The sequence below is a fragment of the Nodosilinea sp. FACHB-141 genome (assembly GCF_014696135.1).
Lineage (GTDB): Bacteria > Cyanobacteriota > Cyanobacteriia > Phormidesmidales > Phormidesmidaceae > Nodosilinea.
The window spans coordinates 146525-173291 of record NZ_JACJPP010000015.1 but is presented as its reverse complement, the minus strand read 5'-3'; the positions used below and the strand labels follow the sequence as shown (position 1 = coordinate 173291).

The window sequence follows — 26767 nt, the reverse complement described above, 5'->3', positions numbered from 1 at the left end:
CCTGAGATATGGTCGGCTGTGCAGGCCGCTAGCGCAGCAACAGCACTCACCAATCCCCTCTTAAGAAGTCTTCGCCGCGTCAGAGTTAAGGGACTGTGCATCACTTCTCTTGGGCATGTCTTCTAGACAACCAGAAGATGATGTTGAGAGGATAAAAACAGTTTAAAAAGAGGCCCGTAGTGACGGCCTCTTACTAACAGCCTTTTAAGGCTAGAAACTTCTCTACCGAATGGAATATCTAAGTATTAGGCCATGTTTTTTTGAATAGCTTACCTATTGCTAGAAAGTGAAAAACTAGCACCTTTTAAGTCATTTTACTCACTGCACCAATAGGTTTATTCATTACTTTCAAATCTAGTGCTACTGCCACGACAGTAAGCAACCACAATCAGCTACAAAAAGAGGCCAAGGTTTAATACCCTGGCCTCTTTTTATGGCTTACCTTCCAAACAAGGGCTAATCCACTCGCTCTAGCAATCGTAGTAGAGAGCCAGTTCGTAGGGGTGGGGCCGCAGGCGCATGGGGTTCACTTCGTTGTCGAGCTTGTACTCGATCCAGTTGCTGATGAAGTCTTCGGTGAAGACGCCAGTGCTGGTCAAGAAGCTGTGGTCAGCTTCGAGAGCCTTGAGGGCATCCAGCAGCGAGCCGGGGGTAGACGGAATCTTCGCCAGCTCCTCGGGGCTGAGGTCGTAGATATCCACATCCAGCGGGTCGCCGGGGTCGATCTGGTTTTTGATGCCGTCGATACCGGCGCAGAGCATGGCTGCAAACGCCAGGTATGGGTTCGAGGTGGCGTCCGGGCAGCGGAACTCAAGGCGCTTGGCCTTGGGGTTGTCGCCCGAGAGGGGAATGCGCACGGAGGCCGAGCGGTTGCCCTGGGAGTAGGCCAGGTTCACTGGCGCTTCAAAGCCGGGCACCAGACGCTTGTAGGAGTTGGTGGTGGGGTTGGTCAGCGCCAGCAGAGCGGGGGCGTGCTTGAGAATGCCTCCGATATACCACAGAGCCATTTGGCTCAGGCCGGCATAGCGATCGCCCGCAAACAGAGGCTCACCGTTGTTCCAGATTGACTGGTGGGTGTGCATGCCAGAGCCGTTGTCGTTAAACAGAGGCTTGGGCATGAAGGTAACGGTCTTGCCCCACTTCTTGGCGACGTTCTTAATGCAGTATTTGTAGATCATCAACCAGTCAGCGGCTTCGATCAGCCGACCAAAGCGAATGCCCAGCTCGCACTGACCACCGGTGGCCACTTCGTGGTGGTGCTTCTCGATTGGCACGCCCAGCTTGGCCATGGTCAGCAGCATTTCGCTGCGCATGTCTTGGGAGGTGTCGGTGGGGGCAACGGGGAAGTAGCCCTCTTTGTAGCGGGGCTTGTAGCCCAGGTTGCCGCCTACTTCTTCGCGGCCAGTATTCCAGCGGCCCTCGACGCTATCGACGTAGTAGTAGGCCGAGTGCTCGTTTTGGTCGAAGCGCACGTCATCAAAGATGAAGAACTCAGCTTCGGGGCCAAAGAAGGCGGTGTCGCCCAGACCGGTGGACTTGAGGTATTCGATCGCCTTGGTTGCGATCGCTCGAGGGCAGCGAGCATAAAGCTCCCCGGTGCGGGGCTCCTTGATGGTGCAGATCATGCTCAGGGTCGGCTCCGCCATGAAGGGGTCGATCCAGGCGGTGTTGGGATCGGGCACCATCATCATGTCTGACTCGTTGATGGCCTTCCAACCCCGAATGCTGGAGCCGTCAAAAGCTACCCCATCGGTAAAACTGCTCTCGTCAATCTGGCTCTTGTGTAGAGTGAGGTGCTGCCAGATACCCGGCATGTCAATAAATTTCAGATCAATTAACTCAATGCCGTCATCCTCAATCCATTTCAGGATGTCTGCTGGGGTTGCCATGAACTACTCCTTAGCCTCTTTAGCGTTCAAACGTGGGGAAACCGATTTAACTCGTCGTAGATGATGCCCTGGCTCCGTCCCAATTTCCCTGCCAAATCGGCAAGGCTGCAACAGGCAAGCCCTATACAACACCGGTTTGTTGGCACGGGCACTCTGACCCTGCTGGTTCCACAGGTATCAACTCATCAGAATCATCCTAGGGAGAGGGGTTAGCCCGTTTTGTATCACCTAATACTTTTTGTCAGGGAAAGCCAACAAAAGCGCTAGGTCAGTCCATGATGTTTTGTAACAATTCGCTCATAAAGCCCCGCCTCTGACGGGCCTGGGCAACCCAGGGGTTAGGCCCCCGTGGTAAACTTCTTCGAAGATTAAACCTGGCAATTTATCAGGGTTTTGGCCCTTAGGGTTAGAGCCTTTAGCCAGAGACGGGCAGCCTGCGCCTGCCACCATTTATAAAATGCTGTTTGCCAAGTGAGAGTTGGGAGAAACCACCTATGCGGGACGCTGTCACCACGCTAATCAAGAATTACGACAACACTGGACGCTATCTCGATAGCAGCGCCCTCGACTCTATTAAGTCCTACTTTGACAGCGGTCTCGATCGCATCAAGGCGGCGGCAATCATCAGCGCTAACGCCGCTGGCATTGTCAAAGAAGCGGGCGTTACCCTGTTTGCCCAAGTCCCTGAGCTGATTCGCCCCGGCGGCAATGCCTACACCACCCGCCGCTACGCCGCCTGCCTGCGCGATATGGACTACTACCTGCGCTACAGCAGCTATGCCCTGGTAGCTGGTAACCCCGATGTGCTCGACGAGCGAGTGCTGACCGGGTTGCGCGAAACCTACAACTCCCTGGGCGTGCCCATTGCCCCTACGGTGATCGGCATTCAGCTGATGAAGGACCTCGTGAAGGCCAAGGTGCAAGAAGCGGGCGTAGCCGATCCCTCTGTGGTCGACTATCCCTTCGACTACATCACCCGTTCGATCAGCGAGACCAGCATCTAAGCGAAATCGGAGGAATGGTGTAGCGAACGGCTGCTTCGTGACGACCCCTCCCCTAGCTCTGGGTATAGACTTTGGCACCTCTGGGGTGCGTGCCGCTGTGGTCAATCCACAGCGGCATTTGTGTTGGCAATATCGCCAGGGCTACCCCGACTTGCCGGCTCCAGAGTGCTGGCGGCAGGGGCTCTTTGCCTTGCTGGAGGCGCTGCCGGGGGCGATCGCCCCCCAGATTGGCCGAGTGGCGATCGATGGCACCTCGGCCACCGTGCTGCTGTGCGATCAGGCAGGAGAATCGATTATTACCCCACTGCTCTACAACCATCCCTGTAGAGAATCCCTGGCAACCGTCAAAGTCCTGGCCTCTGCTCAAAGCCCCGCTGCCAGCGCCACATCGAGCCTGGCCAAGCTGGTGTGGTGGCACCAAACGTTGCCCGCCTCAACCTGGAATCAAGCGACCTATCTGCTGCACCAGACCGACTGGCTCAGCGCCCAGCTCCACGGCCAGTGGGGGCTGAGCGACTACCACAACAGCCTCAAGTTGGGCTACGACGTGGGCAATCTCGACTATCCCGACTGGATGCAGGGGCAGCCGTGGAGTCGGGTACTGCCTCGGGTGCTGGCACCGGGAGAATTAGTGGGGTGCGTGACGGAAACCGTGGCCCAGCGGTTTGACCTATCGCCCCAGTGTCAGGTAGTGGCAGGCACCACCGACAGCATTGCGGCCTTTTTGGCCAGCGGCGCGATCGCCCCAGGAGATGGGGTCACATCCCTAGGGTCAACCTTGGCCATCAAGCTGCTCAGCAACCAGCGAGTCGATGTGGGCGACTACGGCATCTACAGCCACCGGCTAGGAAGCCACTGGCTAGTAGGCGGTGCGTCCAACAGCGGCGGTGCCGTGCTTGAAAAATTCTTTGACCGAGAGGCTTTAGCCAGCCTGAGTCAGTGCATCGATCCAGCCGTGCCTACGGAGCTAGACTATTACCCCCTGGCTGCACCAGGGGAGCGCTTTCCCATCAATGACCCCACCCTGGCTCCGCGGCTCTCGCCGCGCCCTGAGGATGACACCGCGTTTTTGCACGGCCTGCTAATGGGCATTGCCCGCATCGAGCAGCGCGGGTATGAGTTGCTCACTCAGCACGGGGCATCGCCCCTGCGGCAAATTTTCACGGCTGGGGGCGGTGCAGCCAATGAGACCTGGCGTCAGCTGCGGGCCAACCTGCTGCCGGTGCCCATCAAAAACGCCGCCTCGGTGGAGGCGGCGGTCGGTAGTGCCTATTTGGCGCTGGGGTGGCTAAAGGATACGATTGAGTGATCCTTAAAGCGGGTGAAGGGGCGCGATCGCTCTACCTCGCCCCCAACTGCTCGGCTACGAATTAAGCTTATTGTCCCGGCGATATTGCAAGTAAGCCGCAACGAAAAGCCCGGCCAGGGTGACAGGAATAAACCCTAGAACAATGCCACTTAGCAAAGGCTCAACCACAGCAATACTCCTTATCTCAACAAAAATCTATGGTCTAACCATAACACTAATCAGGGTCTGAACTAAGGCCTTCAGCCGCTAACCCCGTGCCGGTCTGTCAGTTTAAGCACCCCGATCGAACTAGCGCTCTGGCGCGATCGCAAACGCAAGTTAGTGGCTTCGTTACCAATGTTGGAAAGAGGCCATTTTAACGGGAAGGTGTTTGGGGTCAAGCCCGGCCCTGGCGGTATTGTAGACAAGCTCCAACTAGAGCTTGCGCGACCTCTGGGCAGCCACCCCAGTGCAGGTGCAGGTATGAGGCATGAATACGATGCGATCCCCAGCCCTCGGTGGCATGGCGCTGGGTTGCTCCGTAGCGCTTGAGTTGATACAGCGGCGAGGGAGATGGCGTTTCTGCCTCGGAGCGGTGAAACTCGTGCCCCCAAATGGTTTGACCGGTCTGTAAAAGTAAACTGTCTTGTTCCGCTAAGGCGTGACGGTAGCCTAGAGTGAGTCGTCCGGTCATGCGCACGCTGGTGGGTAGCACTCCGACCATAGGCCAGGCATTGTCGTTTAGATCGACTAGGGTAGTGGCCAAATACATCAATCCGCCACATTCAGCGTAGACGGGTAAACCTTGATGAATAAGGGCGTTGAGCGTTAAGCGCAACTCCTGGTTGGCGGCTAGCTCGGCAGCAAACATTTCGGGAAAGCCGCCGCCGAAGTACAACCCATCGGCATCGGCAGGAGGCTGGGCGTCCCGCAGCGGACTCCAGGGAATAATCTCGGCCCCCAGGGCAGTGAGAATGTCGAGGTTGTCGGGGTAGTAGAAGCTGAAGGCGGGGTCTTGGGCGATCGCGATGCGAGGGGTGGGGGAGTGGGAGGGTGGGGGAGTGGGAGGGTGGGAGAGTGGGAGGGGATAGGGAGGGTGCGAGAGTGGGGGAGTCGGGTCGGCAAGCAGAAGGGGGGTGAGGGCGGGCCAGTCGAAGGAGGTGTGGCCGAGGTGGGCGAGGCGGGTGAGGATGTCGGGAAGTTGGGGGAGTTCGGCGGTGGGCACGAGGCCCAAGTGGCGATCGGGGAGGGCGATCGCAGTTTGCCGTCGCAATACGCCAAGAATCGACAGATTGATGCCGGCTATGGCATCGGTGAGGAGTTCGAGGTGGCGATCGCTGCCTACCCGGTTCAGCACCACCCCGGCAAGTTTCACCCGAGGATCCAGCGTACGGTAGCCGTGAATAATCGCCAGCACCGATCGCGACAGACGACTGCAATCGACCACTAGCAGCACGGGCAGGTTCAGCAGACGAGCGATATGGGCGGTGCTAGCGACATCCGAGAGCCCAGACGCGCCGTCGAAGAGGCCCATGACCCCTTCCACTAAGGCAAAGTCAGCTCCCTGGCAGCGGTGGGCAAAGCATTGCTGCACGTAGGTTTCTGAAGTCAAAATGGGGTCGAGGTTGTAGCAGGGTCGCCCCGTGGCCTGCTGGTGGAACATCGGGTCAATGTAGTCTGGCCCCACCTTAAACGACTGCACGCGGGGCGATTTTTGCGCCAGGGCCGCCAATAGCGCCAGGGTGACGGTGGTCTTACCCACACCGCTGCGCTCGCCCGCGATCACTAGGCCGCCGGGGCTAGCCGCTGTACTCAAGACCCTGCCCTCATGGTTAGCTTCCTACTGTTAAATCTGTGCAAACCATCTTATCGAGGGACGGGTACCGACGGTGGCGGTTGGGTAATCTGGGAATATCTACGGCACGGGATAGCCCAACGCAATGACGACTCCTTCGCTCCTGGAGCAGGCCAAGGATGGGGATGCAGCAGCGATCGCTGCCCTGCTTACCCACGCCCTCAAGCCCAGGGGCATTACCGTACGGGGCGACCGCCACAGCTACTGTTTGCAGCTGTGGTTTAGCGGCAGCCCTACCCCACCCCAATCGACAACGGTGGCCTACGTCCGCCGCACAATGGCAAAATTACAGCCCTCCGTCATTGGTATTGTGCAACTCCATGGCACACAAACAGGCGAGGCTCAGCCTGTTTGGACTGAGGAAATTGCCCTGCTATCGCTGTTCTCAAAAGCTCCCTTGTCTGACGAGTCACAGGCCTGTGAGACGCTAACTTCCACAACTGATGGGGGCAGAGCTGCTACCCCGGCACCCCCAGCGCCAGTAGCAGTAGTTCGCGCCTACGAGGAACTGGGGCTATCCCTCGGAGCCCCACTCCCTCAGATAGAGGCTGTGTATTTTAAGCGCCGAGCGGAGCTGCTTCGCCGAGGCGATCGCGCCGCCCTAGAGCCCCTCAAGTGGGCCTTCACCACTCTCAAAAATCACCTCGAACAGAGCGCTGTCCTCCCGGGTCAAGCTTCCGATAACCACCCCAGCCAGGACTCAGCTACGACGAGCGCCACGGCTAAGTCAGGAATGAAGTTGGTGTCGCGATCGCAGCCTTGGCCAGCCCAGATCCACTTAGACCACCTTGCCCGAGCCGACGATACTGACATTTTGTCATTTCAAAATCGCTACAGTAACGGGCTGATTTTCCCCGGCCTGATGCTGCTAGGGATGCTGATGAATGCCATGCCCATCGTGAATGCGCTGCTGTTCGGCATCAAGATTTGGCTGCATGAGTTTGGTCACGCCACCGTCGCTTGGCTGTCGGGGCGGCAGGCGTTGCCCCTACCCATCGGCTGGACGAGCTACAATCCTCAGCGATCGCTTTTGGTTTACCTCGCCATTCTGGTGCTGCTGGGTCTGCTATTTTGGGCTGGACGCCGCGAGGGTCAGCGCTGGCCCATAGTGCTGGCTGCAACGCTAGCTGTGATTCAGTTTTATATGACTTGGCTACTGCCCGCCGATCGTTTTGAGATGCTGATGGCCTTTGGCGGCGTGGGGGGCGAAATTTATCTGTCCGCCCTGCTGATGGTGGGATTCTACTTCCCCCTGCCCAACTACTTTCGGTGGGATTTTTATCGCTTTCCGGTGGTGCTGGGGGCAGCCTTTTGCTTTTGGGGTCAGGTGTGGCTGTGGCAGCAAGTTCCTAAGGGCAAAGCCTCAATTCCCTTTGGCAGCCTGTGGGGCGAAGCCGAGCACGGCGACATGAACCAGCTGATCGACATTCACGGCTGGATGCCGGGCGACATCATCAGCACCTACGGCACCCTAACCCACCTCTGCCTACTAGGAATCATTGGGGTCTACGGGTACAAGCTATTTCGGCAGCACCGTGAGATTTTTATTGCTCTTGGGCGGCAGTGGTTACCCTAGCGATGCCACTCGGTGACGCCGCCCGGCTTGTCGATCAAAGTAATGCCCTCGGCTTGAAGTAGGTCGCGGATGCGATCGCCCTCGGCAAAGTCTTTCGCGGCTCTGGCCTCGCGCCGCTGGGTCAGCAGCGCCTCAACCTCGGCATCCGACAGTCCGCCCTCAGTGGATGCTTCGACCCCAGGCTGAGCTTCTAACCCCAGCACCTGAGCTAGGCACACCAGGGTTTGCCACTGCTGGCGGAGAACATCGCTAGCGGTGTCGGCTTCGCCCGTGTGGGTGATCAGATTTCCCGCGCGGCGCAGGTCTTTGGCCAGGTCAAACAGCACCGCCAGTCCCCCAGCGGTGTTGAAGTCATCGTCCATCGCGGCTTGGAAGGTTTGTACCGGATCACTCTCCCGGTCAATGCGCATGGCTGCTGGGTCACCAAAGGCGGAGTCTTCAACATCGACCCAGCCAAGCTTGGCCCCATACTGGTAGCCAAACAGCAGCCCGTCCAGGAGCGTGCCCCAACTGGTTTGGGCGGCGGCGATCGCCTCATCGGTAAAATCTACCGGTTTGCGGTAGCTGCCCTGGAGCAAAAACAGCCGCACCGCCATGGGGTCAGGGGCGTTGGGCGCATCCAGTAAATCTCGAATGGTAGTGAAGTTGCCGAGGGATTTCGACATTTTCTCGCCGCCCACGTTCACCATGCCGTTGTGCATCCAGTAGCGCGACAGTGGATGGCCAGTAGCCGCCTCCGACTGAGCGATCTCGTTCTCGTGGTGGGGAAACACCAGATCGCTGCCGCCCACATGGATGTCGATGGTGTCGCCGAGGCGATCGCGAATCATTGCCGAGCACTCAATGTGCCAGCCCGGTCGTCCGGGCCCCCAAGGCGACTCCCAAAAAGGTTCACCTTCTTTGGCGCTTTTCCACAGGGCAAAATCGAAGGGGTCTTGCTTGATCGAGTCTTCGGCGGCGACCCGACCGCTGGCTCCGGCCTGCATATCGTCGAGATTGCGGCCCGAGAGCTTGCCATAGCCCTCAAATTTGCGCACTGAATAATACACATCGCCGTTGGCGGGGTAGGCGTAGCCCTTCTGCTCTAGCTCACCAATCAGCCGCTGAATGCCGTCGAGGGTTTGGGTGGCGTAGGTGTATTCGTCGGCCTCCACCACGTTGAGGCGGGCAATATCCTCCAGGTATGCCTGGGTATAGCGCTCCGCCACCGTCTGCATAGAAGACTCTTCTGACTTAGCGCGGTTGAGAATTTTGTCGTCAATGTCAGTAAAGTTTTGCACATAGTGGACGGCGTAGCCCCGCCACAGCAGGTAGCGTCGCACCGTATCCCAAGCCACGTAGCAGCGGGCATGGCCCAGGTGCGAATGGTCATACACCGTGACGCCGCAGCAGTACATCTTCACCCGGCCCTGCTCCAGGGTTTCAAAGGGTTCCTTCTTACGAGTCAGGGTGTTGTAGAGAACAATGCTCATGGCAGGGCGGGGCAACGGCGCAGAATGCCCAGTATATAAGTTATAAAAGGCGCTAACAGAACGATTCAACACTGAAACCGCCCTGGGCGCAACGCAGCGCTCAGGTATTGCAGATAGCCAAACAAGCCCACAAGACTAAAATCCAAAATTGCTCCCGTTCACCGCAGCACCTCCGCCAGGGTTTTAACGACGGTGTTGCTCTTCCAGTAGCCGCTGTGAGCATCGCCACCCCACAGCAGAGGCAGCCGTCCCCAGGTAATGGGCAAGCCGCGATGCTCAGTAATCACATCTCGCAGATGCACGTAGAGCTGAGCATTGCCCATCAGCCGAGGCATTAGCCCCTGTAGGGGGTAGGCAATCGGGTCACCGGGGTGCAGGTAGTTATACCAGGGCAGCGCTTTCTTGCCGCGCTGGTGGTACAGGGTTTGCAGCATGGCTCGCAAATCCTTCGTCAAGTCGTGGGTGCTATCGCCGGTCACCGACAACAGGCTAAACAGCGCGATCGGCGACCCCAGGGTGTGCACGCTGGAAATATGTATTCCCCGCCCCGGCTCCTGGCCCAGACCAAACAGGGTATTGCGCAGCTGGGTTACCGTTTGCCGAGTCTGGCGAGTGCTAGCGTCTTTGTCCAAGCTAGGGTCATCCCAGCGGGTGGCAAACAGCAGGTCGAAGAGAATGACGCTGCCCAAGCTGTGGGTGACAATGTGGAGGCGATCGCCGCCGCCCGACTGCGCCCCTTGCAGTATCGGCAAAGCGATTTGCTGAAACCGCTGCACCACCTGAGCCCCCACGTGGCGGCTGAGATACAGAGCCGCATCGCCCGCAAACTCAACTACCTCTTTAATGCGAAAATCGGCCAGCCACAGATTGCGCCACTGGGGAGAGGCTTCAAGCCCCTGGCGCAGACTGGCCTGGGGCTGCACGTTCAAGTCGCCCCAAAATACGACGATGGGTTTAATCGTGCGTCCGTTACTACCGATGCTTCGCTGCACGTTCTGGAGCAGTTCCTGAACGGTGCGGTTAAACTCCTCAGGCTGACGCTGCTTGACGCCGTGGACGAATAAAACGTAGTCGGTGGCCATAGCAGTGTTCTCCAGAGGCGATGGGTAATACAGCTTACCTGCGCACCACCAGGTCGCAGGCATCGCTCTATAGCTACAGGAGTAGCGGCAACATTCCAGAAGATTGCCGCTGGCAGCATGCAGGATACCTGTAGGCTGGGGGATTGGTTTGGCCTAAGTCAACCTGTAAACTCAAATATGTAGGATTTGATTTGAATATATTGGGAGCCATGGTTAGTCGATCCAGCCTGTGTCGGATAGTTGTAGCCACGCTGATGGTGCTAACCCTTTGCCTCAGCTGGGTGGGCCCGGCCCAGGCCACCAGCTACGATCGCCAAAACCTGAGAAAGACCGACTGGTCTAACCAAGACCTGCGCGACAACAACTACACCCGCGCCGACATGGCCGACGCCGACATGAGCCACGCCAACCTGCGCGGGGTTCGCCTGTTTGACACCACCCTGGCCCGCGCCAACATGGAAGGAGCCGATATGACCGGAGCAACCCTAGATGGGGCTCGTTTCTTTCAGGCCAACCTCACCAACGCCATTCTGGAAGGGGCCTACGCCTTTGGCACCGACTTTCGCGAGGCCATTATTGATGGAGCCGACTTTACCGATGTGCTCCTCGACCCCAAGGTCAACAAAATGCTCTGCGATGTGGCCAAGGGCACCAATCCAGTCACAAAGCGCAACACCCGCGATACCCTCTACTGCCCCTAGGTTTAGATCAGTTCCCCCCAGCTAAAACTGGGACGGCGAACTGGTGTGTAGCCATTGCCGACTACCGATGAAAACGTCCTAACCTTCGTGGCAACGGCGATGAGGTTAACCAATCAGAAACAAAAGCCCCTGCGCTGAGTTCAGCGCAGGGGCTAAAGGCATGGACTTCAGACGGTCAAGACACCCTAAGCCGCAACGGGCTCAGCCGAGTTAATCGTAATAACCAAGTCGTTAAAGTCATTGTCAAACAGATCTTCAAAGCCCCAAACGTTGCCGTTGCGCTGGATGCGGGACTCACCGATCGTAGCTAGGTCATTGATGTCACCATCCACCAGCAGCACAGGGGCGTAGTAAGTGCCACCGGGCAGGGTCAGGGTGACATTGTCAGTCACCAAGTTGTCGACAAACAGCTCGGCATCGAGCAGGTTGGCGACAACGGCCTCCTCGTAACCAGCATCTCCGGCCCCAAGACCATCCACGCGCCCCTGGGCGTCGGTTTCATAGAACCTCAGCACGTTATCGAAGGTCGCCTCGCGGGTCACGGTAATATCAACGACGACATCGCCATCGATACCGGTCAGGTCAACCAGCTCAGCCACAGGCGGCTCAAACGCCTCATCCCCAAACAACGTGCGGTACATCATCTCGTAGATGAAAGTGTTGTCTAAGGTAGAAGGCAGCAGGTCGGCATTGAGACCATAGGCTTTAGACACGATGCTGCCAGGGAAGTCGGGGGTGCCCACCCAGGCCACACCGAAGTTGCCCATGGGGCCATCGATGCTGTCGGTAGCCGCAAACGAATCCCAGGGGAGCTCCACACTGCCGGTGCTGCCGGTAGCGCCGTCGAGAAAGACAGGGGTACCTGCTTCGGTAGTGGGGTTGGCGTAGATGAACGGTACCTCAGTTTCTTCTCCACCCAGAGCCGGTCCTGAGATGGGGTTACCCGAGGGGCGAGTGTAGGGAGCAAATTGGAACACCTGTAGACCGCCGGCATCGCTATCGGCAGCGGTGACTACCAGGGTGTTGGGGTCAACGTTATCGACGTAGTCCATGGCGACACCAATGGCGGCATCGGCCCGACGCACGGCTTCGATCGTGCCTGCTGCATTGTTGCTGTTGGCAAAGTTGTCGGTGCCCTCTTCCTCCAGCACCACAAAGAAGCCATCGGGATCGTTAGACACCAGCTTGAGAGTGGCATCCAGCATTTCGGCAACGGTGGGAGCGGTCGCCACGTAGAGGGGCAGGGGAGAATCTGTATTTAGCCCTAAATCCTCTTCGGTGGTGGCGTCAAAGGTAGCATCAGCGGCAAAGACACCCAGCAGCTTTTCGGGAGGGTTGTCGCCATTAACGACCTCATTCATTTGATCTTCTGTGTAGACCACGGTGTAGCCGAGGGATTCTGCCAGTTCGATCAGGTTGGTCTCAGGGCGACGCTCGGGCCGAGTTTCAGCAGCATCGATTTCGGTGGTGACGTGGAAGCCAGTGGTACCGACGGGCAGCATGTACAGCTCACCCCCGCCCAGAATGACATTGGTGCCAGAGCGAATGGTCTGCTCGATGATTTCGGCATACTTGTCGCGGGCGCGGATGTCATCGCCGTCGCGGTTGGTGGTGGCGGCGGCAAAGGCGGCGGTGCCCGGTTCGGCCATCTGACCCGACTGAATCAGCGCGGTAGCTTTGCCCGCCTCGATCGCCTCCTCCAGAATGGTTTTGCCCACGTTGCCAGAAGCCGGTACCACAACGGAGTTGTCTTCTTCTAAACCAAAGGACTCGTTGAAGACCTTGACCCCGTTGGCGTGGGTGACGGCCCCGGCATTGGAGGTGCCGGTCAGCTGGTTTTCCATGTGGCCCAGGTAGACCCCGGCGTTAGACATCTTGTCCCAGTTGAGGCGACCATCTGGCCCCTGGTCGATGTTGCGCAGCGCCATGTAGTGGGAGGGGCTGGTGCCATCGGGGTGAATGAAGATGACGTTGCCAGTCTCAGCGGTGGGAGCAGGCGCCACCTTAGTTTGGTCAGGGATGCGAGACTCAAGTTCTACATCGAACAGAGTTTCATACATCAACTCGTAGATGCCGGTGTTGTCGATGGTGGCGGGTAGCTTGTCGGCGTTGAGACCTTCGGCCTTGGAGACGATAGAGCCCGAGAAGTCAGGGGTACCGGCCCAGCCCACCGCGAAGTCAAAGACGTCGCCATCGGCATCAGGAGCAGCCACAAAGGGCAAGGTGCCCACGCCGCCCACGCCGTCGAGGGGTACCGGCCGGTCGTCGAGGGTGGGGTTGTTGTTGATGGTGCCTACGGGCTCAGCGGGGTCCACGTCAGTGACCTGTAACCCACCGGCATCGCTGTCGGCAGCAGTGATGATCAGGGTGTTTTCATAGCGGCTGAGAAAGTCTTGAGCAACGCCGATCGCGGCATCGGCCCGCCGCACCCCCTCAATGGTGCCAGCGGCGTTGTTGTTGTTGCCAAAGTTATCGGAGCCTTCTTCTTCGACGATCGCGATCGAGCCATTCTCAAAGTTGGGATGGGCCTCCATCAGCTGCTGGGTGACCTCTAGCATTTCGGCCAGCGTGGGCGCCGTCTCTAGGTAGAGGGGCAAACCACCTTCAGCCAGCACTTCTTCGGGGCGATCGTTAAAGGTGTGAACGGGCGCGAAAACCCCCAGCACCTTTTGAGGCGTTGCCGACTGCTCTAGCAGGGCATAGAGCTCATCGCGGGTATAAACCACGGTGTAGCCTAGGGACTCAGCCAGCTCAATTAAGTTTTCAGAGGGGCGACGGACGGAGTCGCTGGCGATCGCGTCGTATTCCGCAGCGGTACCATGAAAGCCGTCAGTGCCCACCGGCAGCAGCGTGACTTCGCCCCCAGCCAAGATAAAGTCCACCCCAGACTCAATCACCTGCTTGGCGATTTCAGCGGTTTGGCTGCGAGGCACAACCGTTCTACCATCGACTTCAACATTGCCGGTCTCAGCCACAAAGGCGGCCGTACCCGGTTCAAAAATCGCCCCAGACTGCACTAGCGCGGTGACCTTGCCTGCGTCGATCGCCTCCTCAACGATGGTTTTGCCCGTGTTGCCCGAGAGCGGCGTAATCTCCGAGCCATTTTGCTCTAGACCAAAGGATTCGGCATACACCTTAGCCCCAGTGGCGTGGGTGACAGCACCCGCATTGGAGGTGCCGCCCAGCTGGTCTTCCATATGCCCTAGGTAGACCCCGGCATAGTCCAGGTTGTCCCAATTAAGGCGACCATCGGGGCCTAGATCGGCAAATCGCGCCGCGGCGTAGTGAGATGGGCTAGCTCCATCAGGGTGAATGAAGATAACGTGGTTGTTGGCCATTGGTATGCTTCCTTACAGATTGTGTCTCTAGAACCGGGCAAGCTCTACACAGCAACCTTTCGTCTCGCCTGGCCCATCCCAAGCGCTGCAAACCTGGCAAAGCGCACTAAAGCAGGCCACACCGGTTGCGACCGTGCGACGTCTCATTGCCTGAGCCCGATAGCTCAGGGTTGAGACAAAGGTTAGAGTGGGGCAACTCCCCAATCGCGTTAGAGGGGCTTAAGACTGAGCGTCGAGATCCGGTTACTGCTTGACCGCCGCTTGATAATCTCTCACAGCAACTTTAAAGAGAAGCTGACATCGGGTTAACGGATGCCCCGTAATTGGTTTAATCATTTCGAAAAGTTCTTAACCGCAAGTTCCATCCCACCCAACCAACCTGTTCAGATAGTCCTTTCAGGTCAATGGAGTGAGATGGGAACTGGCTTAGCTTCAAGCCATTTAAGCAACGGCCTCAGCCGAGTTGACGGTGACGATTAGGTCGTTGAAGTCGAAGTCGGTGAGATCTTCGAAGCTCCAAACGTTCCCGTTGCGCTCAATGCGAGACTGCCCCAGGGCCGCATCGTCGATCGTGACCAGGTTCTCAGGGTTGCCCTGAATCAATAGCGCTGGCGCGTAGTAAGTGCCACCCACCAGCAGGATGGATTGATCGACAACGCTGAGATTGTCGAGGGTTAAGCCGTCTGCATCGAGCAGGTTAGCCGCAACCGCTGCTTCATAACCAGCTTCACCGGGTAAAAGCCCATCCACAGCGCCCCGAGCATCGGTCTCATAGAATTTCAGGACGTTGTCGTAGGTTGCTTCGCGGCTCAGAGTAACATTCACGGCCACATCGCCATCAAACCCGGTCAGGTCAACTAGCTCAGTGACAGCGTCTCCAGCCAATCCAGCGACGCCCAAACGAGGGTCGAGGTTTAAAGGCTGATCGAGCTGAAGTTCGATAATTTCGTTGTTGTCAATCCCCGGTGGACGGCCCACCGAGAAGGGGTAGTTGTTATCGTTGGCCACCAGGATGGTGTCGGCATCGAGCACCAAAACATCCTCAATCGTTTGAAAGGGGAAGTCAAAGGTGGTGCTGCCGTCGCCGTTGAGATCGTTGGGATCGCTGATGTTCAGCAGATCGACCAGCTCTTCTTTTTTGACAAAGCCCTCGCTGTTGAGCTGAGACAGGTCAACTTTGAAGATCTTCTTGAACTCGGCGGCCTCACCCTGGTTGTTATCGCGCTCAATTACGAGAAACTCGTTGGCGTTGATGGGAGTGAAGTCGCCGATCGCATGGCTAGTCGACTCCAGCTGATACAGACCTGCCACTCCCTCAAAGGAACTGCTAGCCACATCAAATTCGTAGATGCGCAACGAGCCAGCGGGGTCACCGACGACGGTGCCCTCCAGCATCGGGTAGAGGGTGGTGCGATCGGGGCTAAAGGCCATGCCCTCAAAACCCTGGGAGCGATTGAGGTTTGCCACTGCCGGCTCTTCAATGAAGATGCTGCGGGCGGTAAAGCCGGTGCCAGGGAAATCGGTAAAGAAGCCGTCTACCCCTAGCTCGATGAACTGCTTATATTCATTAATGGGGTCACCCTCATAGCTGTCGGGCAAGAAGAAGCTCTCATTGCGCAGCGTATAGAGGTGAACCAATAACCCAGCATCATGGGCGTCTTGAATCAGGGTGGTAGGGGTGCCGGTGACGCGATCGCCATCACTGATCGACCCATCGCCATTGAGGTCATCGGGCTGACTGTTGCCATCAGCATCCACCGTGCTCAGAGGCACAATGCGCTGTTTGTTGGGACCAATGCCGGCAGCATACTCAGCAATTTCGGCCAGCCCTGCAGGAGTAGACAGGTCGGTGTAGGTGCGAGCGTCGCCAGCGACCACAAAGTCGTAGGGCTGACCTGAACCACCAAACAGCTGCACCAGCAGAATGTCGATCTCGGCGGCGGGCATGATGGTGTCGTTCAGCGCCTTCAGGTTCGCCACCTCAAAGGACTGAATATAAACTCGGCTGGGGTCAGTGAAGCCCTCCGCCACCAGGGTTTCCACCAAGATTTCGCTGGTGTTGAAGCCCTGCTGCTCAAAGAAGGTGGGGTGCTTGGTTTCGGGATAGATGCCGATTTTGCGTCCGGTTTCCGCCTCGACCTCTTGCACCAGGTCAATCACCTCCGCTAGGGTGGGCACCTTCAGGCCGTCGTTGTTGAATTCAGTACCCCGGATAGCCGGAATCCGCTCAATGGCGTTGAGCTGCTTGACCTCTGCCAGGGTAAAGTCTTCGGCAAACCAGCCGCCCCGCAGAACGCCGTCCAGGTTTTTCACCGTCAGGCGATCGGCAAACTCAGCCCGGAGGTAAACATCGGTGCTGGTGTCGGTGGTGTTGAGCACGGGGTTACCGCTGGCATCCAGCTGAATGGTGCCATCAGGGTTCAGCGCCACCACCCCTAACATGGGCTCGTGGCGAGCGATCAGCACGCCGTCTTTAGTCACTACCAAGTCGGGCTCGATGAAGTCTGCCCCTTGGGCGATCGCCAGCTTGTAGGCCTCTAGGGTATGCTCAGGCCGCTCACCGGATGCCCCTCGGTGCCCAATCACAATGGGAGCACCGCCAGTCAGCGTATCGAACTCTGTGGTGGCGAGAACTTCAGGGTTCTGGGGAGAGCGGACAAAGTCACTGGTGATTTGATCACGCACCAAATCCCCCGTGCCAGGGAAGTCGGTGAAGTAGCCATCCACCCCTAGGTTGATGAACTGCTCATACTCTTTGTTGGGGTTGCCTTGATAGTCGGCCGCCAAGAACCGCCCCTCATTGCGGAAGGTATAGGCGTGGACAAACAGGCCCGCATCGTGGGCATCGGGAATCAGCGTGGATGGGGCAGTGGTCGTTTTGTCGGCGTCGTTGACTGCGCCATCGCCGTTCACATCGTCAGCCGCCCCGTCGCCATTGGCATCAACACCTTCGACGGAAACAATCATTCGCTTCCAGGGGCCAATGCCGTCGGCGTAGGCGGCAATTTCGGCCAATCCTTCTGTCGTTTGCAGATCGCCGTAGGTGCGGGTGTCGCCAGCCACCGCAAAGTCGTAGGGACGTGCGTTGACATCCTCGTAAATGAGCGAGCCATCCAGCGCCACATCGTAGGCATCCAGCAACTGCACCAGCGGAATGTCGGTCTTGGTATTCAGTTCCTTCAGGTTAGACACTTCAAAGGATTGAATAAAGACACGGCTGGGGTCAGTGAAGCCCGTAGCCTCCAGGGTGGCCAACAGGGGTTCTTCCAGCGACAGACCGAGGTCGTCGTGGTAGGTGGGGTGCTTGGTTTCAGGATAGATACCGATCGTCTTGCCCGTATCGGCCTCAACCTGCTTAACCAGGTTGATCACCTCTTCAAAGGTTGGGATTTGGAATACGCCATCAAACGCATCGGTGCGGTAGCCCTGGGGCATGATGGCGCGCAGGGTCTTGATTTCTTCAAGGGTGAAGTCGGAGGCAAAGAACTCGTTTTCGTAGGTGACGCCATCGATCACACCCGTGCGCTTGCGATCAGCGAACTCGGGGCGGCTAGCGACATCGGTGGTGCCTCCCAAAATGGGCTCGTGGCGAGCGATCAACACGCCGTCTTTGGTGGCTACCAGGTCGGGCTCGATGAAGTCGGCCCCACGGGCGATCGCCAGACTGTAGGCCTCTAGCGTGTGCTCTGGCAATTCACCACTCGCACCCCGGTGGCCAATCACCAGTGGGGCCTCGCCGTTGAGAGTGCTCAAAGGTTTGATATTGGGAGTAGCAATGGGCGCATCTAGCAGCACACCGGCGGCGTCAAAGTGCAGCAGGTAAGGGCCAAATTCATCGCCAATCCAGATTTCACCGTTGCCGTCAATGACAAACGATTCCACATCAAAGTCAGCGCCAGTGAGAAAACGCTCTGTCGTCTCCCCATTCACAATGTCAAAGGGAATCAGGTTGTTGGGGTCGCTGAGCTGCACAAAGCCCTGAATATCGACACTGCCATCCCCACCTTCTGAACCAGCCAGGCTCGGATCAGCCTGGTACAGCCGCAGCAGGTAGTCAGCACTGTTGGTCTTAGCACCAAAACCATTGTCCGACAGAAACCAAAAGGTCGAGCCATCGCTACCGGGAGCAAACTGAACGCCGCTGAAGCCTTGAATAGGCTGACCATTGAAGGGGCCAGTGCGACCATTGCCGGTGACGGGTGCGCCAGTGCCATCGTTGCCGCCAGCGGCAGGGCCTTCGGCAAAGGTGTCAGCGGGCAGTGAGGCAAAGCCAGTCAGCTCTGCACCCTGGGTTGTATCTAAATTCATAGCTGTCAGGCTCTCCCAAGTGACTCGTTGTAGTCCGTTCAAACAGGCATCAAAATCCTTTGCCGAGCTATCAACTCAGCAAGTTGTTTTCACCCCAATTTCCAGGGAAGATGCTCTCACAAAAGCTTTGAAATGAGATTAAATGTGGGCTACCTTAGGGTTAACTTTGTTTCCCTATAAGTTAAGGAATTGTTTAAGGAGGAATTTATTGTAGACTTAACCATCTACGGATCCCGCCTATTCCTTTGATATAGAAGATTGCTTAAGCTTAAAGTCCTTATTTGCTACAAACGTTTTGAGTCAGGAAAGGTTCGACGTTGCCAAATCATCTTTCCTAACCAGTTCGCCTCGAAAAGAAAATTTCTTAAAGGGAACCATTAAGCAATAAAACTTGGTTTAAACTCAGACAAATTCTAAGATCAATATCTGCGTAGTTAATGGGATATTAGCAGGGTAAATGTGATCGCATTTCCACGAGCATTCTGCTAAATTCAACTATTGAGTATATGCAAGTTTATAAAACATGCCTTTATAAAATCCCTTACTAGCTAACACCAAATCCGAATTTCATAACCCCGATTTCATATGGGTCAAACTGTAGGGGCAAATGCCATTTGCCCTACTGAATTGAGAACCCCGTAGGGGCGTAGCGTGCTACGCCCCTACAAATTAGGCGTATTCATGCGGGATTGGTATAAGCAGGTGAAATGGTTCTATAACCAATCTGACCTGAACAATTATGCTGATGCGGTGAAGATAGCAACTTCAGCCCCTTGGCAAATTTGGGGCGTCGGGTCGATCGTTGATGATGATGCAGTAGCGGTTGCGACCCGCCAGTTTGGCCTGATATAGAGCGGTATCGGCGGCAGCCAGTAGCTCACTGGGCAACTTTTCCTGGAGGGGTACGCAGCAGGCGATGCCAAAGCTCAAGGTGATGTGGTCAGCTACTGACGAAAACCCGTGGGGCAACCGGGCTTGGGCAAACTGCTGTTGAATTCTAGTCGCTACTGCCATTGCCCCCACCAGCGTAGTTTTGGGCAATAGCACCACAAACTCTTCGCCGCCGTAGCGAGCCAGCACGTCCCCAGGGCGCTGAATATGATCCTTCAACAGTTGGGCCACCTGCTGCAAACACCGGTCCCCAGCCGGGTGCCCGTAGTGATCGTTGTAGGGTTTGAAATAATCCACATCACACATGATTAGGGCCAGAGAGGTAGTGGCCCGCTGGGCCTGGGCCCACTCCTGCATGAATACCTGATCGAAATAACGTCGGTTGGCTACTTGGGTGAGGGCATCTGTAGTGGCAACCCGACTTAGCTCTCCATTCGCCTGCTGTAGTTGCTGAGTCAACTCTTGCAGCTGCATCTCCGCCCGCATCTGAGCATCGATGTCTTGAAACGCCCCATAAAGACGTGTGCAGGTGCCATCGACAAACTCCGCCTGCCCCAGCGATCGCACCCAGCGCAGATTTCCCTTAGCGGTCACTACCTGTAGCTTCTCATCCCAGGGTTGCCCGGTGAGGCGCGCGTTCTCGATGGCAGCGGCCATGCGCTGACGGTTAGCGCCCGAAGGGTAAAAACTGAGCGCTGTCGCCAAGGTGGGTTCAAAGTCGGCATCTACCTCATGGATTTCTCGGGTAGTGGGGGTCCAGTGCACCAGGTTCTGCTGCAGATCGACTTCCCAACCGCCAACGCGGGCTACGCTGTTGGTCTGCTCTAAAAAGACTTTGGTGCGCTCAAGCTCTTCTTCCATATGCTTGCGCTGAGTGATATCGCGCCCCTCCGGAATCAGCAGCACCACCTGACCTTGGTCATCTAAAACCGGCCGCAGGGAAAAATCGATGGTCATCATCTGCTGATTGGCTCCCTGTATTGCCACCTCATAGCGCACAAACTCACCTCGGCCAGCGGCCGCGATCGCCTGCTTGAGCTGGTCCTGGGTTTCAGGGGAAACATCCCACCAGCCCGTTTCCCAAGCGGGGCGATTCACCACATCTTCTCGACTGAAGCCGCCAAAGGCTAGGGCGGTTTGATTGGCCTCTAGCAAAATACCCTCTGGCGTCAGCAGACCAATGAACTGATACATCTGGTCAAAAATTGCCTGAAAGCGTTGCTGACTTTCCCGCAAAGCCTTCTCTGCCGCTACTCGGTCAGAGACATCCCGCACCATCACCAGCGCTTTGTCCCCCTCTAGGGGCACAATCCGCGCCTCTTCGTAGTAGGGATGGCCATCTACAGTAATGGTGTATTCGTAGATCTGCCGCTCGCCGGTGTCGAGCGCCTGCCGGATGAAGTGCAGCCGCTGATCGGCTAGCGCTTGGGGCAGCATTTCGTAGACTGACTGAGGGCGTTGGGTGTCAACATCGCCGTAGAGGGTAATCTCGCCGCCAGAGATAAAGTCATAGCGTAGACCATAGCGATCGATGCGCATGAGCAGATCGGGAATCGCTGACAACATGGCCTGCTTTGTAGCCTCGCTCTCTTGCAGAGCCAGCGCCGTTTGCTTGCGCTCGGTGATGTCCTGCACGTAGCCCAAAAACCTGACTACTGTACCGTCGGTTCCATAGATGATCCGAGTAAATTCATCGATCCATCGATAGTCGCCGTTGGCATGGCGCAACCGATATTCTGTGGCAAGGAAAGGGGTTTGGGCCACCACAGCCGCGCTTACCTCAGCTTGCACCTTGTCAATATCGTCTGGGTGAATGAGCGAGGCGAAGGCTACACGGCCCTCCACGAGATCGCTCGGTTCATAGCCAAGCTGGGCCTGCACATTTGGGGAGACATACTCCACGGGCCATTCATCGGTTGGCCCCCAGCGAATGACGACGGTGGGGCCATCGATGAACAGGCTACGCTCTTCTTCAAGGGCTTGCTCTATCTGTTTGCGATCGCTGATGTCCTGCACGATCGCAATGTCTGAAATAGCTTGCCCATCCCCATCGCGCAGAATAGACAGCACTAGATTTGTCCACCGCACGCTGCCGTCTTTATGGAAATAGCGTTTTTCTAGCGTGACTGACGAAACCTCTTCCGCATAGAGTTTGGCCAAGGCAGCTTCAGTTTCTTGCCGTTCATCTGGATGGGCAATGTCTTGATAGCGCAGCTGGAGTAATTCTGCCTCGCTGTAGCCCAGCATGTCGCAGTAGGCCTGGTTAGCCTGCAAAAAATGACCCTCTAGGGACGCCTGGTTGATGCCCAGGGCCGCCTGCTGAAAAATGGCCCGCAGCCGACTTTCACTCAGGCGCAGGGCTTCCTCTAGCTGCTTTTGTTCAGTAATGTCAGTGGCGACGCTATCTAGGCGAACCGGCTTACCCTCTAGGTCATAAACCACCCGCGAGCGATCGCGCACCCAGCGCACCTCTCCATCGGCTCGGGTAATGCGGTACTCTAGATCAAAGTGTTCTTGCCCGCTGAGCTGCCCCAAAAACTGCTCAATCTTGGGTTGGTCGGCTGGGTAAATCAGACAGCGCCACAGATCAGTGGCATTCAAAAAAGCCTCCTTAGAATAGCCATAGAGAGTCTCTACAGCAGAATTGACGTACCGAGTTGTCATCGTCGGTAAATCGATTGACCAAACGACGCCGTTAATATTGCTGAGAATGTTGTCAAGCAAAGAGTGCTCGTGGGCGAGCTGAGTTTGAACAACCCGTAATTCCTCGGTGCGTTCTTTGACCTGCTGGGCAAGCATTTGGTTGAGATGCTCCTTGAGAGCCTCGGCCTGCTTACGCTCAGTAATATCTCGCAGAATAGACAGGTGAAAGTGGGGAGAAACGTTGGCCGTAGCCGCATACTCCACAATTCGTTCTTCCCCGTTGCCTACCCTTAAAGCAATTTCTCCCTGCATGTGCCCCTGGGCTAAAAACATCCGCCACTGTTGATGCAGGTCAACCCCAGGGCGCAAAACACAAAAATCGGCAATGGTGCGGCCAATTATCTGGTCTTGATCACAGTTCAGCAGCTTGCAGGCAGCAGGATTAACCTCAACATACCGACCCTGATCGTTAGCAATGAGCATGGCATCCAAGGCCATGTTAAAGAGGTTGCGACCTTGAGATTCTAAAGCCACTCCCTCTTCCCCTAGGCCAGCCTGAGGTAAGGGGCCAAGGTTTACAGGCAACCCATTAGGAGTTAGAGACACAATAAAGTGCAGGACGAAAAACAACAGGGAAATGGAGACACCTCAGGTGGGCAGGTTTCACCACACCAGGGTTTTTAGAAAACGTGGGGCAAAAAGTAAAATCCTAAGAGTGAATATAATCTGAGTCGTTTAACCACTAATTTAGGGCGGCGGCAGCCTTCTTTCTGTATCACTACCGCTATGCCCATATCAATGGACCTATATTTCCCAACTGCTTGGCAATTTATCCCGCCCAATCTATTTCTCTTTCAGCAACAAACCCGTTGAGGGTGCTGGCGCTATCTACGGCCGGGCTTCTCTAAAGGGCAATTATTGCAGCAGTTGATTGAGTTAGGACACCTTGACAGGCGGAATCCCCTAGTAGGGGCACTGCAATGCCCCTACGTCGAACCTATCTCAGTCCAATGGACATTGCAATATCCTGCACCAGATGCCAACAAAACAGCCCCTGCCAGAAGTCACTGACAGGGGCTGTTAATTCAAGGGGTCAAGCGCTTAGCTAGCAGCGGCACCGCTGCGGCTGTAGGTAGCCCAGAAGCTAGGGTGCACCTTGCCCTGGATGTGGTTCCAGTATTGGGCAGCTTCGGCGGGCAGGCCGGCTTCGGTAGCTAGACGAGCTAGCATCGATTGCTGACGCTGCTTCACAGAGCGATGACGGTTCATCATGCTCATGCGGGCTTTGTCTTCGGTGCTAAGGGCAGTTGCCATAGCAGGGGCTGCGATCGCAGGCACAGTTGATGCCACAGCCACGGGCACAGCCTCAACTACAGGCGATGCCTTAGGGGTACCAGTCTGGTAACCCACACCGCGATAGACCAAGTCTAGGGTGGGCTGCTGCACGGTAGCTTTCTTGACGGTGCGAAATCGAATATCTACGCCGCGGAACTTGCCAACTTCATCGGTTAAGTTGGATTCCACAACGGGGGGATTATAGTCGTAGCTTACGCCGCGATAGGTGAGTTTCATGGGGTCGCCTCCAAAAGATCAAGGGTTTGATCAGAACATTGGGGCGCGTTCCTTCGGGGGCTATTAACCCCTACTTCCGTCTCGCTTTAGCCAGTAACGAAAAAGCGAGATGAACGAATTTCTGATTACTTCTGTATAGTAAGCTACGGTTTTGGCAAATGTCAAGGCAAGTTCTATTCCGTATAAGCTTCTACACAATCCCGTATGCGTTGTAGGTCAGGCCTTTGAAGCACTTAGCGGCAGCTCAGAGAAAATTTGCCAAACTTGCCCATCGTGACGGAGCAAGGTGAGAGTGGGCACTTCAAACTCTGCCGAGAAAGGTCGGTGCTCAAACTCAGCCCAGGCCTGGTGAAAGGCAGCGGGCGCAAGGTCACGAAAGCCAACGGTGACATGGGGCGTAAAGGGCCAGGGGGCGAGACGATGGTCAGAACCAGTTCGGTAGCCCTCCCGCAGCCCACAGTGTGTTTCTAGATGAGCTATTAGGGCTGGTTGAACGGCCATTAGCGCTGCCGTCTGATGCACATCTATATAAATCACTCGCGGGGGAAAGGCGCTAAACCCTTCTAAAACGATGGGAATAGGCTGCTGCTGATGGGCAAATCTGTGCAGATGGTGCTGTAGCTCGTCCAACCGCTCTAGAGACCAATTAAAGGGCGGCTGTAGGGTGATGTGAGGCGGCGATTTCAGGGCGGCTCGGCTGCTAAATCGCTGCTCAATTTCTTGCTTGATGGCGGTGACGGCGTCCTGCACCGGCTGGGGCGGCAGTAGGGCCACAAAAAATCGAGCAGACTTTGGCGATGGGCTGGCCATGGAGAGCGAACGTTAGCGATGAGAATTTGGGCTAGGGCCAGCGATCGCGATCCCTTTCATAAAACGACAGCCGGGCGTAACCCATAAAGGTAGATTTCACCGTTTCACCCACCGGATAGGCCGTCGCCCCAAATAGATAGACCCCGCCAAAACGAGGATTTCGCACGGGCCGCAGAGCCAAGGTAATAGGTACCCCAGGTGCGGCTGGTGGGTCGAAGGAAATCGTCAATTCGCGGGAGTCTTGGTCCTGGGTAAGTTCGCCTAGGGGCAGCGACACCCGACCATTGGGGGTGTTAGCAAAGGCTTCAGTGGCTTCTAGCCGATAGCGAAAAATTGGGTCATAGCCTTCATTCAGGCGAATGACCACCCGATCCAGTGGCTCAACTGCCGCCTCAGGAAAATCAAAGGTGAGGTAGTAGGTGACATTGCTTTCGCTGACCAGATTGCGGGTAGCGTAGCTTTCGGTCAAGCGCGGTGGGTACGAAAAACCAACGGTGCCATCAGAGTACTGAATCGCCGGGGCAGAGGTTGGCACTAAAAATCCCCAGGTAGATCCCAGGGTTAGTAGACCGGCACCGGCCAGAGCAACGCCTCGTCTAAACGATGGCCAAGGTAGGGACGGAGACATAACGCGATCGCGGCAAAGGGCTACTCACCTTCGGAGACGGCGGCATCGCCAACTGAGGCTAGATACCTCAAGTCTAGCGCTGTCAGCCCGAGAATTTGGGCCGAGAATTTGAGATCACGCTAATTGTCAAATAGGTTGAGCTGAAGTTCTGGCTTCACCCGCATCACCACCAGAGTCATGTCGTCGTCGTTGCTGCGATCGCCCCCAATGAAGCGATCGATCAAGTCAAAGGTGTAGTCTAAAATCGCCTCGGCTGAAGTGCAGTTGCGGCAGGCCCACTGGAGAGCCCGCTCCAGGTTTTCTTCCTCAAAGCGCTCACCGCGAGGGTTAGAGGCCTCGGTAAAACCATCGGTGTAAAACACTACTGTGTCGCCCGGCTGAAGCTCTACCTCGGCTTCGCAATACTCGGTGTTCATATCGAGCCCCAGCAACATACCAGGGGTATCAAGCCGGGTGATGGTGTTGGTGGCCGCCTGCCACAGCAGCGGAGGATTGTGGGCGGCGTTGCCGTAGGCTAGGCGGCGAGTTTTAGGGTTGTACTCGGCATAGAACAGCGTCACAAAGCGATTTGAGCTTTCTAAGTCGCTGTGCATGACGAAATTTAAATCTTGCAAAATGCGGGCAGGCGAATGGCCGTTGAGCACCTCAGTTCGCAGCATACCCCGCATCATGGTCATGATTAGCCCGGCAGGCACCCCTTTGCCCATGACATCCCCAATGGCAAAACTCCAGGGGGCTGCTGCCGTCTGCTGAGAGCCGGCCTGGCGTAGCTGGTCAAAGGTGGTCGGGATAAAGTCGTAATAATCGCCGCCTACCTTATGAGCAGTGCGGCACTTAGCTGCCAAATCCATCCCCTGGATAGCGGGGCACTCGCGGGGCAGCAACTGCAGCTGAATTTCAGCTCCAATTTCGAGCTCGCGATCGAGGCGCTCTTTTTTGCGCACCGCTGCTGTTAGTTCATTATTTTCGATCGCTACCGAAGTCTGATCAGCCACCAATCGCACCAACTTTTGGCGAGTCTCCGTCCAGGCATAGTCGGGGTCGCGGCTAAACACGTAGAGCCGCCCCCGCTCTACGTTTTGCACGATAATAGCAGTGCCAAACAGCTGAAACTCGTCACCCAGGTAGCGGTTGACCTGGCGATCGAGGGCCAGCATAGCATTGCGCGCCATCGACATCATAGTGCTCTCAGGGGCAGCCTTAAAGCTAGCCGTCACCTGGCGAGTAGCAGCCTCTAGAGCCGATCGCACATCCTGGCACTGGTCTTCACTCTGGCAATGCAGCCGCTCTAGACGGACCTGCCCATCAGCTCGAAACAGCACTAGGGCACCGCCGCTAGCATCAGTTACCCGACTGGCAATCATGGGAATCAGCTCTAGGAACTGATTCAGGTTGTTGAGGCTGCGTAGAGCAAACCCTAGCGAACTGAGCAAATCTTGAATTTTGTACTGCTCACGCTGCAGCCGAGCCACCAGTTCTTTGAGGGCAAACACGGGTGGAGTATCTGGCAGAGCGCTACTGCTAACGCTCTCAAAAGAAGGTGATGGCCCGGATGGCATGGGAAAAGCTGTCATGGACGACCTGTGCAAAATGCTCTCGTGAGACTCAACAAACCAAATGACCAACTAAATATAGGGGCTAACCGAAAAACTGGCGCACGTCTTTGCCCTTAGACGTAGAAAATCCCCATTTTTGGCGGCATACAGCAAT

General features: G+C 56.5%; 16 protein-coding genes and 1 riboswitch. Of the genes, 4 read left to right on the top strand and 12 right to left on the bottom strand.

Features of this window, described 5'->3' with window-relative positions; genetic code table 11:
* Positions 1–470 precede the first annotated feature (470 nt).
* Positions 471–1889, bottom strand: coding sequence for a type I glutamate--ammonia ligase (glnA, locus tag H6F59_RS17015; RefSeq protein ID WP_190517459.1), 1419 nt, complete (start codon positions 1887–1889; stop codon positions 471–473).
* A 494-nt stretch (positions 1890–2383) separates the two neighbouring features.
* Between glnA and apcB the strand changes: the two genes are divergently transcribed.
* Complete coding sequence (apcB, locus tag H6F59_RS17010; protein WP_190517462.1) at positions 2384–2893, top strand: allophycocyanin subunit beta; 510 nt, start codon at positions 2384–2386, stop codon at positions 2891–2893.
* Between the two features lie 37 nt (positions 2894–2930).
* Positions 2931–4202: an FGGY-family carbohydrate kinase gene (locus tag H6F59_RS17005; protein ID WP_190702627.1), complete on the top strand. Its 1272-nt coding sequence runs from the start codon at positions 2931–2933 to the stop codon at positions 4200–4202.
* A gap of 54 nt (positions 4203–4256) precedes the next feature.
* Here the strand turns inward: H6F59_RS17005 and petG are convergent, their stop codons facing one another.
* Positions 4257–4370: a cytochrome b6-f complex subunit V gene (petG, locus tag H6F59_RS17000; RefSeq protein ID WP_190517464.1), complete on the bottom strand. Its 114-nt coding sequence runs from the start codon at positions 4368–4370 to the stop codon at positions 4257–4259.
* Between the two features lie 208 nt (positions 4371–4578).
* Entirely contained in the window at positions 4579–5997 is a 1419-nt protein-coding gene (locus H6F59_RS16995; protein ID WP_190702624.1) for a cobyrinate a,c-diamide synthase, read from the bottom strand.
* Between the two features lie 124 nt (positions 5998–6121).
* On the opposite strand from H6F59_RS16995, the gene H6F59_RS16990 reads away from it, so the two are divergent.
* Entirely contained in the window at positions 6122–7612 is a 1491-nt protein-coding gene (locus H6F59_RS16990) for a hypothetical protein (RefSeq protein WP_190702621.1), read from the top strand.
* Here the strand turns inward: H6F59_RS16990 and cysS are convergent.
* Together cysS and H6F59_RS16980 are read right to left on the bottom strand one after the other, a co-directional pair.
* Complete coding sequence (gene cysS / locus H6F59_RS16985) at positions 7609–9084, bottom strand: cysteine--tRNA ligase (protein ID WP_190702618.1); 1476 nt, start codon at positions 9082–9084, stop codon at positions 7609–7611. The genes H6F59_RS16990 and cysS overlap by 4 nt on opposite strands.
* A 158-nt stretch (positions 9085–9242) precedes the next feature.
* Positions 9243–10166 carry a hypothetical protein gene (locus H6F59_RS16980; protein ID WP_190702615.1) on the bottom strand — a complete coding sequence of 308 codons (924 nt, stop codon included), beginning with the start codon at positions 10164–10166 and terminating at the stop codon, positions 9243–9245.
* A 209-nt stretch (positions 10167–10375) separates the two neighbouring features.
* Here H6F59_RS16980 and H6F59_RS16975 point away from each other — a divergent pair, with 209 nt between their 5' ends.
* Positions 10376–10867, top strand: coding sequence for a pentapeptide repeat-containing protein (locus tag H6F59_RS16975; RefSeq protein ID WP_190702612.1), 492 nt, complete (start codon positions 10376–10378; stop codon positions 10865–10867).
* Between the two features lie 185 nt (positions 10868–11052).
* Here H6F59_RS16975 and H6F59_RS16970 read toward each other — a convergent pair whose 3' ends face one another.
* From H6F59_RS16970 to H6F59_RS16940, 7 genes are all read right to left on the bottom strand, one after another.
* Complete coding sequence (locus H6F59_RS16970; protein ID WP_190702609.1) at positions 11053–14205, bottom strand: alkaline phosphatase; 3153 nt, start codon at positions 14203–14205, stop codon at positions 11053–11055.
* A 441-nt stretch (positions 14206–14646) separates the two neighbouring features.
* Positions 14647–18513, bottom strand: coding sequence for a glycerophosphodiester phosphodiesterase family protein (locus H6F59_RS16965; RefSeq protein ID WP_190702606.1), 3867 nt, complete (start codon positions 18511–18513; stop codon positions 14647–14649).
* A 765-nt stretch (positions 18514–19278) separates the two neighbouring features.
* Positions 19279–22581 carry a PAS domain S-box protein gene (locus tag H6F59_RS16960; protein ID WP_190702603.1) on the bottom strand — a complete coding sequence of 1101 codons (3303 nt, stop codon included), beginning with the start codon at positions 22579–22581 and terminating at the stop codon, positions 19279–19281.
* A 567-nt stretch (positions 22582–23148) separates the two neighbouring features.
* Positions 23149–23619 (bottom strand): DUF4278 domain-containing protein, encoded by a 471-nt coding sequence (locus tag H6F59_RS16955; RefSeq protein ID WP_190702600.1) that lies wholly within the window; start codon positions 23617–23619, stop codon positions 23149–23151.
* Positions 23620–23661: 42 nt separating this feature from the next.
* Positions 23662–23737, bottom strand: a riboswitch (Glutamine riboswitch).
* Positions 23738–23835: 98 nt separating this feature from the next.
* Positions 23836–24429, bottom strand: a complete 594-nt coding sequence (locus H6F59_RS16950; RefSeq protein WP_190702597.1) for a 2'-5' RNA ligase family protein — start codon at positions 24427–24429, stop codon at positions 23836–23838.
* A 31-nt stretch (positions 24430–24460) separates the two neighbouring features.
* Positions 24461–25057 (bottom strand): DUF2808 domain-containing protein, encoded by a 597-nt coding sequence (locus tag H6F59_RS16945; protein WP_190702591.1) that lies wholly within the window; start codon positions 25055–25057, stop codon positions 24461–24463.
* A gap of 119 nt (positions 25058–25176) precedes the next feature.
* Positions 25177–26631 carry a PP2C family protein-serine/threonine phosphatase gene (locus H6F59_RS16940; RefSeq protein WP_190517489.1) on the bottom strand — a complete coding sequence of 485 codons (1455 nt, stop codon included), beginning with the start codon at positions 26629–26631 and terminating at the stop codon, positions 25177–25179.
* Positions 26632–26767: the final 136 nt, after the last annotated feature.

Coding starts and splice junctions, on each gene's coding strand:
- H6F59_RS16975 (WP_190702612.1), top strand. CDS start 10,376: ATGGTTAGTCGATCCAGCCTGTGTCGGATAGTTGTAGCCACGCTGATG.
- apcB (WP_190517462.1), top strand. CDS start 2,384: ATGCGGGACGCTGTCACCACGCTAATCAAGAATTACGACAACACTGGA.
- H6F59_RS16970 (WP_190702609.1), bottom strand. CDS start 14,205: ATGGCCAACAACCACGTTATCTTCATTCACCCTGATGGAGCTAGCCCA.
- H6F59_RS16955 (WP_190702600.1), bottom strand. CDS start 23,619: ATGAAACTCACCTATCGCGGCGTAAGCTACGACTATAATCCCCCCGTT.
- glnA (WP_190517459.1), bottom strand. CDS start 1,889: ATGGCAACCCCAGCAGACATCCTGAAATGGATTGAGGATGACGGCATT.
- H6F59_RS16980 (WP_190702615.1), bottom strand. CDS start 10,166: ATGGCCACCGACTACGTTTTATTCGTCCACGGCGTCAAGCAGCGTCAG.
- H6F59_RS16945 (WP_190702591.1), bottom strand. CDS start 25,057: ATGTCTCCGTCCCTACCTTGGCCATCGTTTAGACGAGGCGTTGCTCTG.
- H6F59_RS16940 (WP_190517489.1), bottom strand. CDS start 26,631: ATGACAGCTTTTCCCATGCCATCCGGGCCATCACCTTCTTTTGAGAGC.
- cysS (WP_190702618.1), bottom strand. CDS start 9,084: ATGAGCATTGTTCTCTACAACACCCTGACTCGTAAGAAGGAACCCTTT.
- H6F59_RS16950 (WP_190702597.1), bottom strand. CDS start 24,429: ATGGCCAGCCCATCGCCAAAGTCTGCTCGATTTTTTGTGGCCCTACTG.
- H6F59_RS16990 (WP_190702621.1), top strand. CDS start 6,122: ATGACGACTCCTTCGCTCCTGGAGCAGGCCAAGGATGGGGATGCAGCA.
- H6F59_RS16965 (WP_190702606.1), bottom strand. CDS start 18,513: ATGAATTTAGATACAACCCAGGGTGCAGAGCTGACTGGCTTTGCCTCA.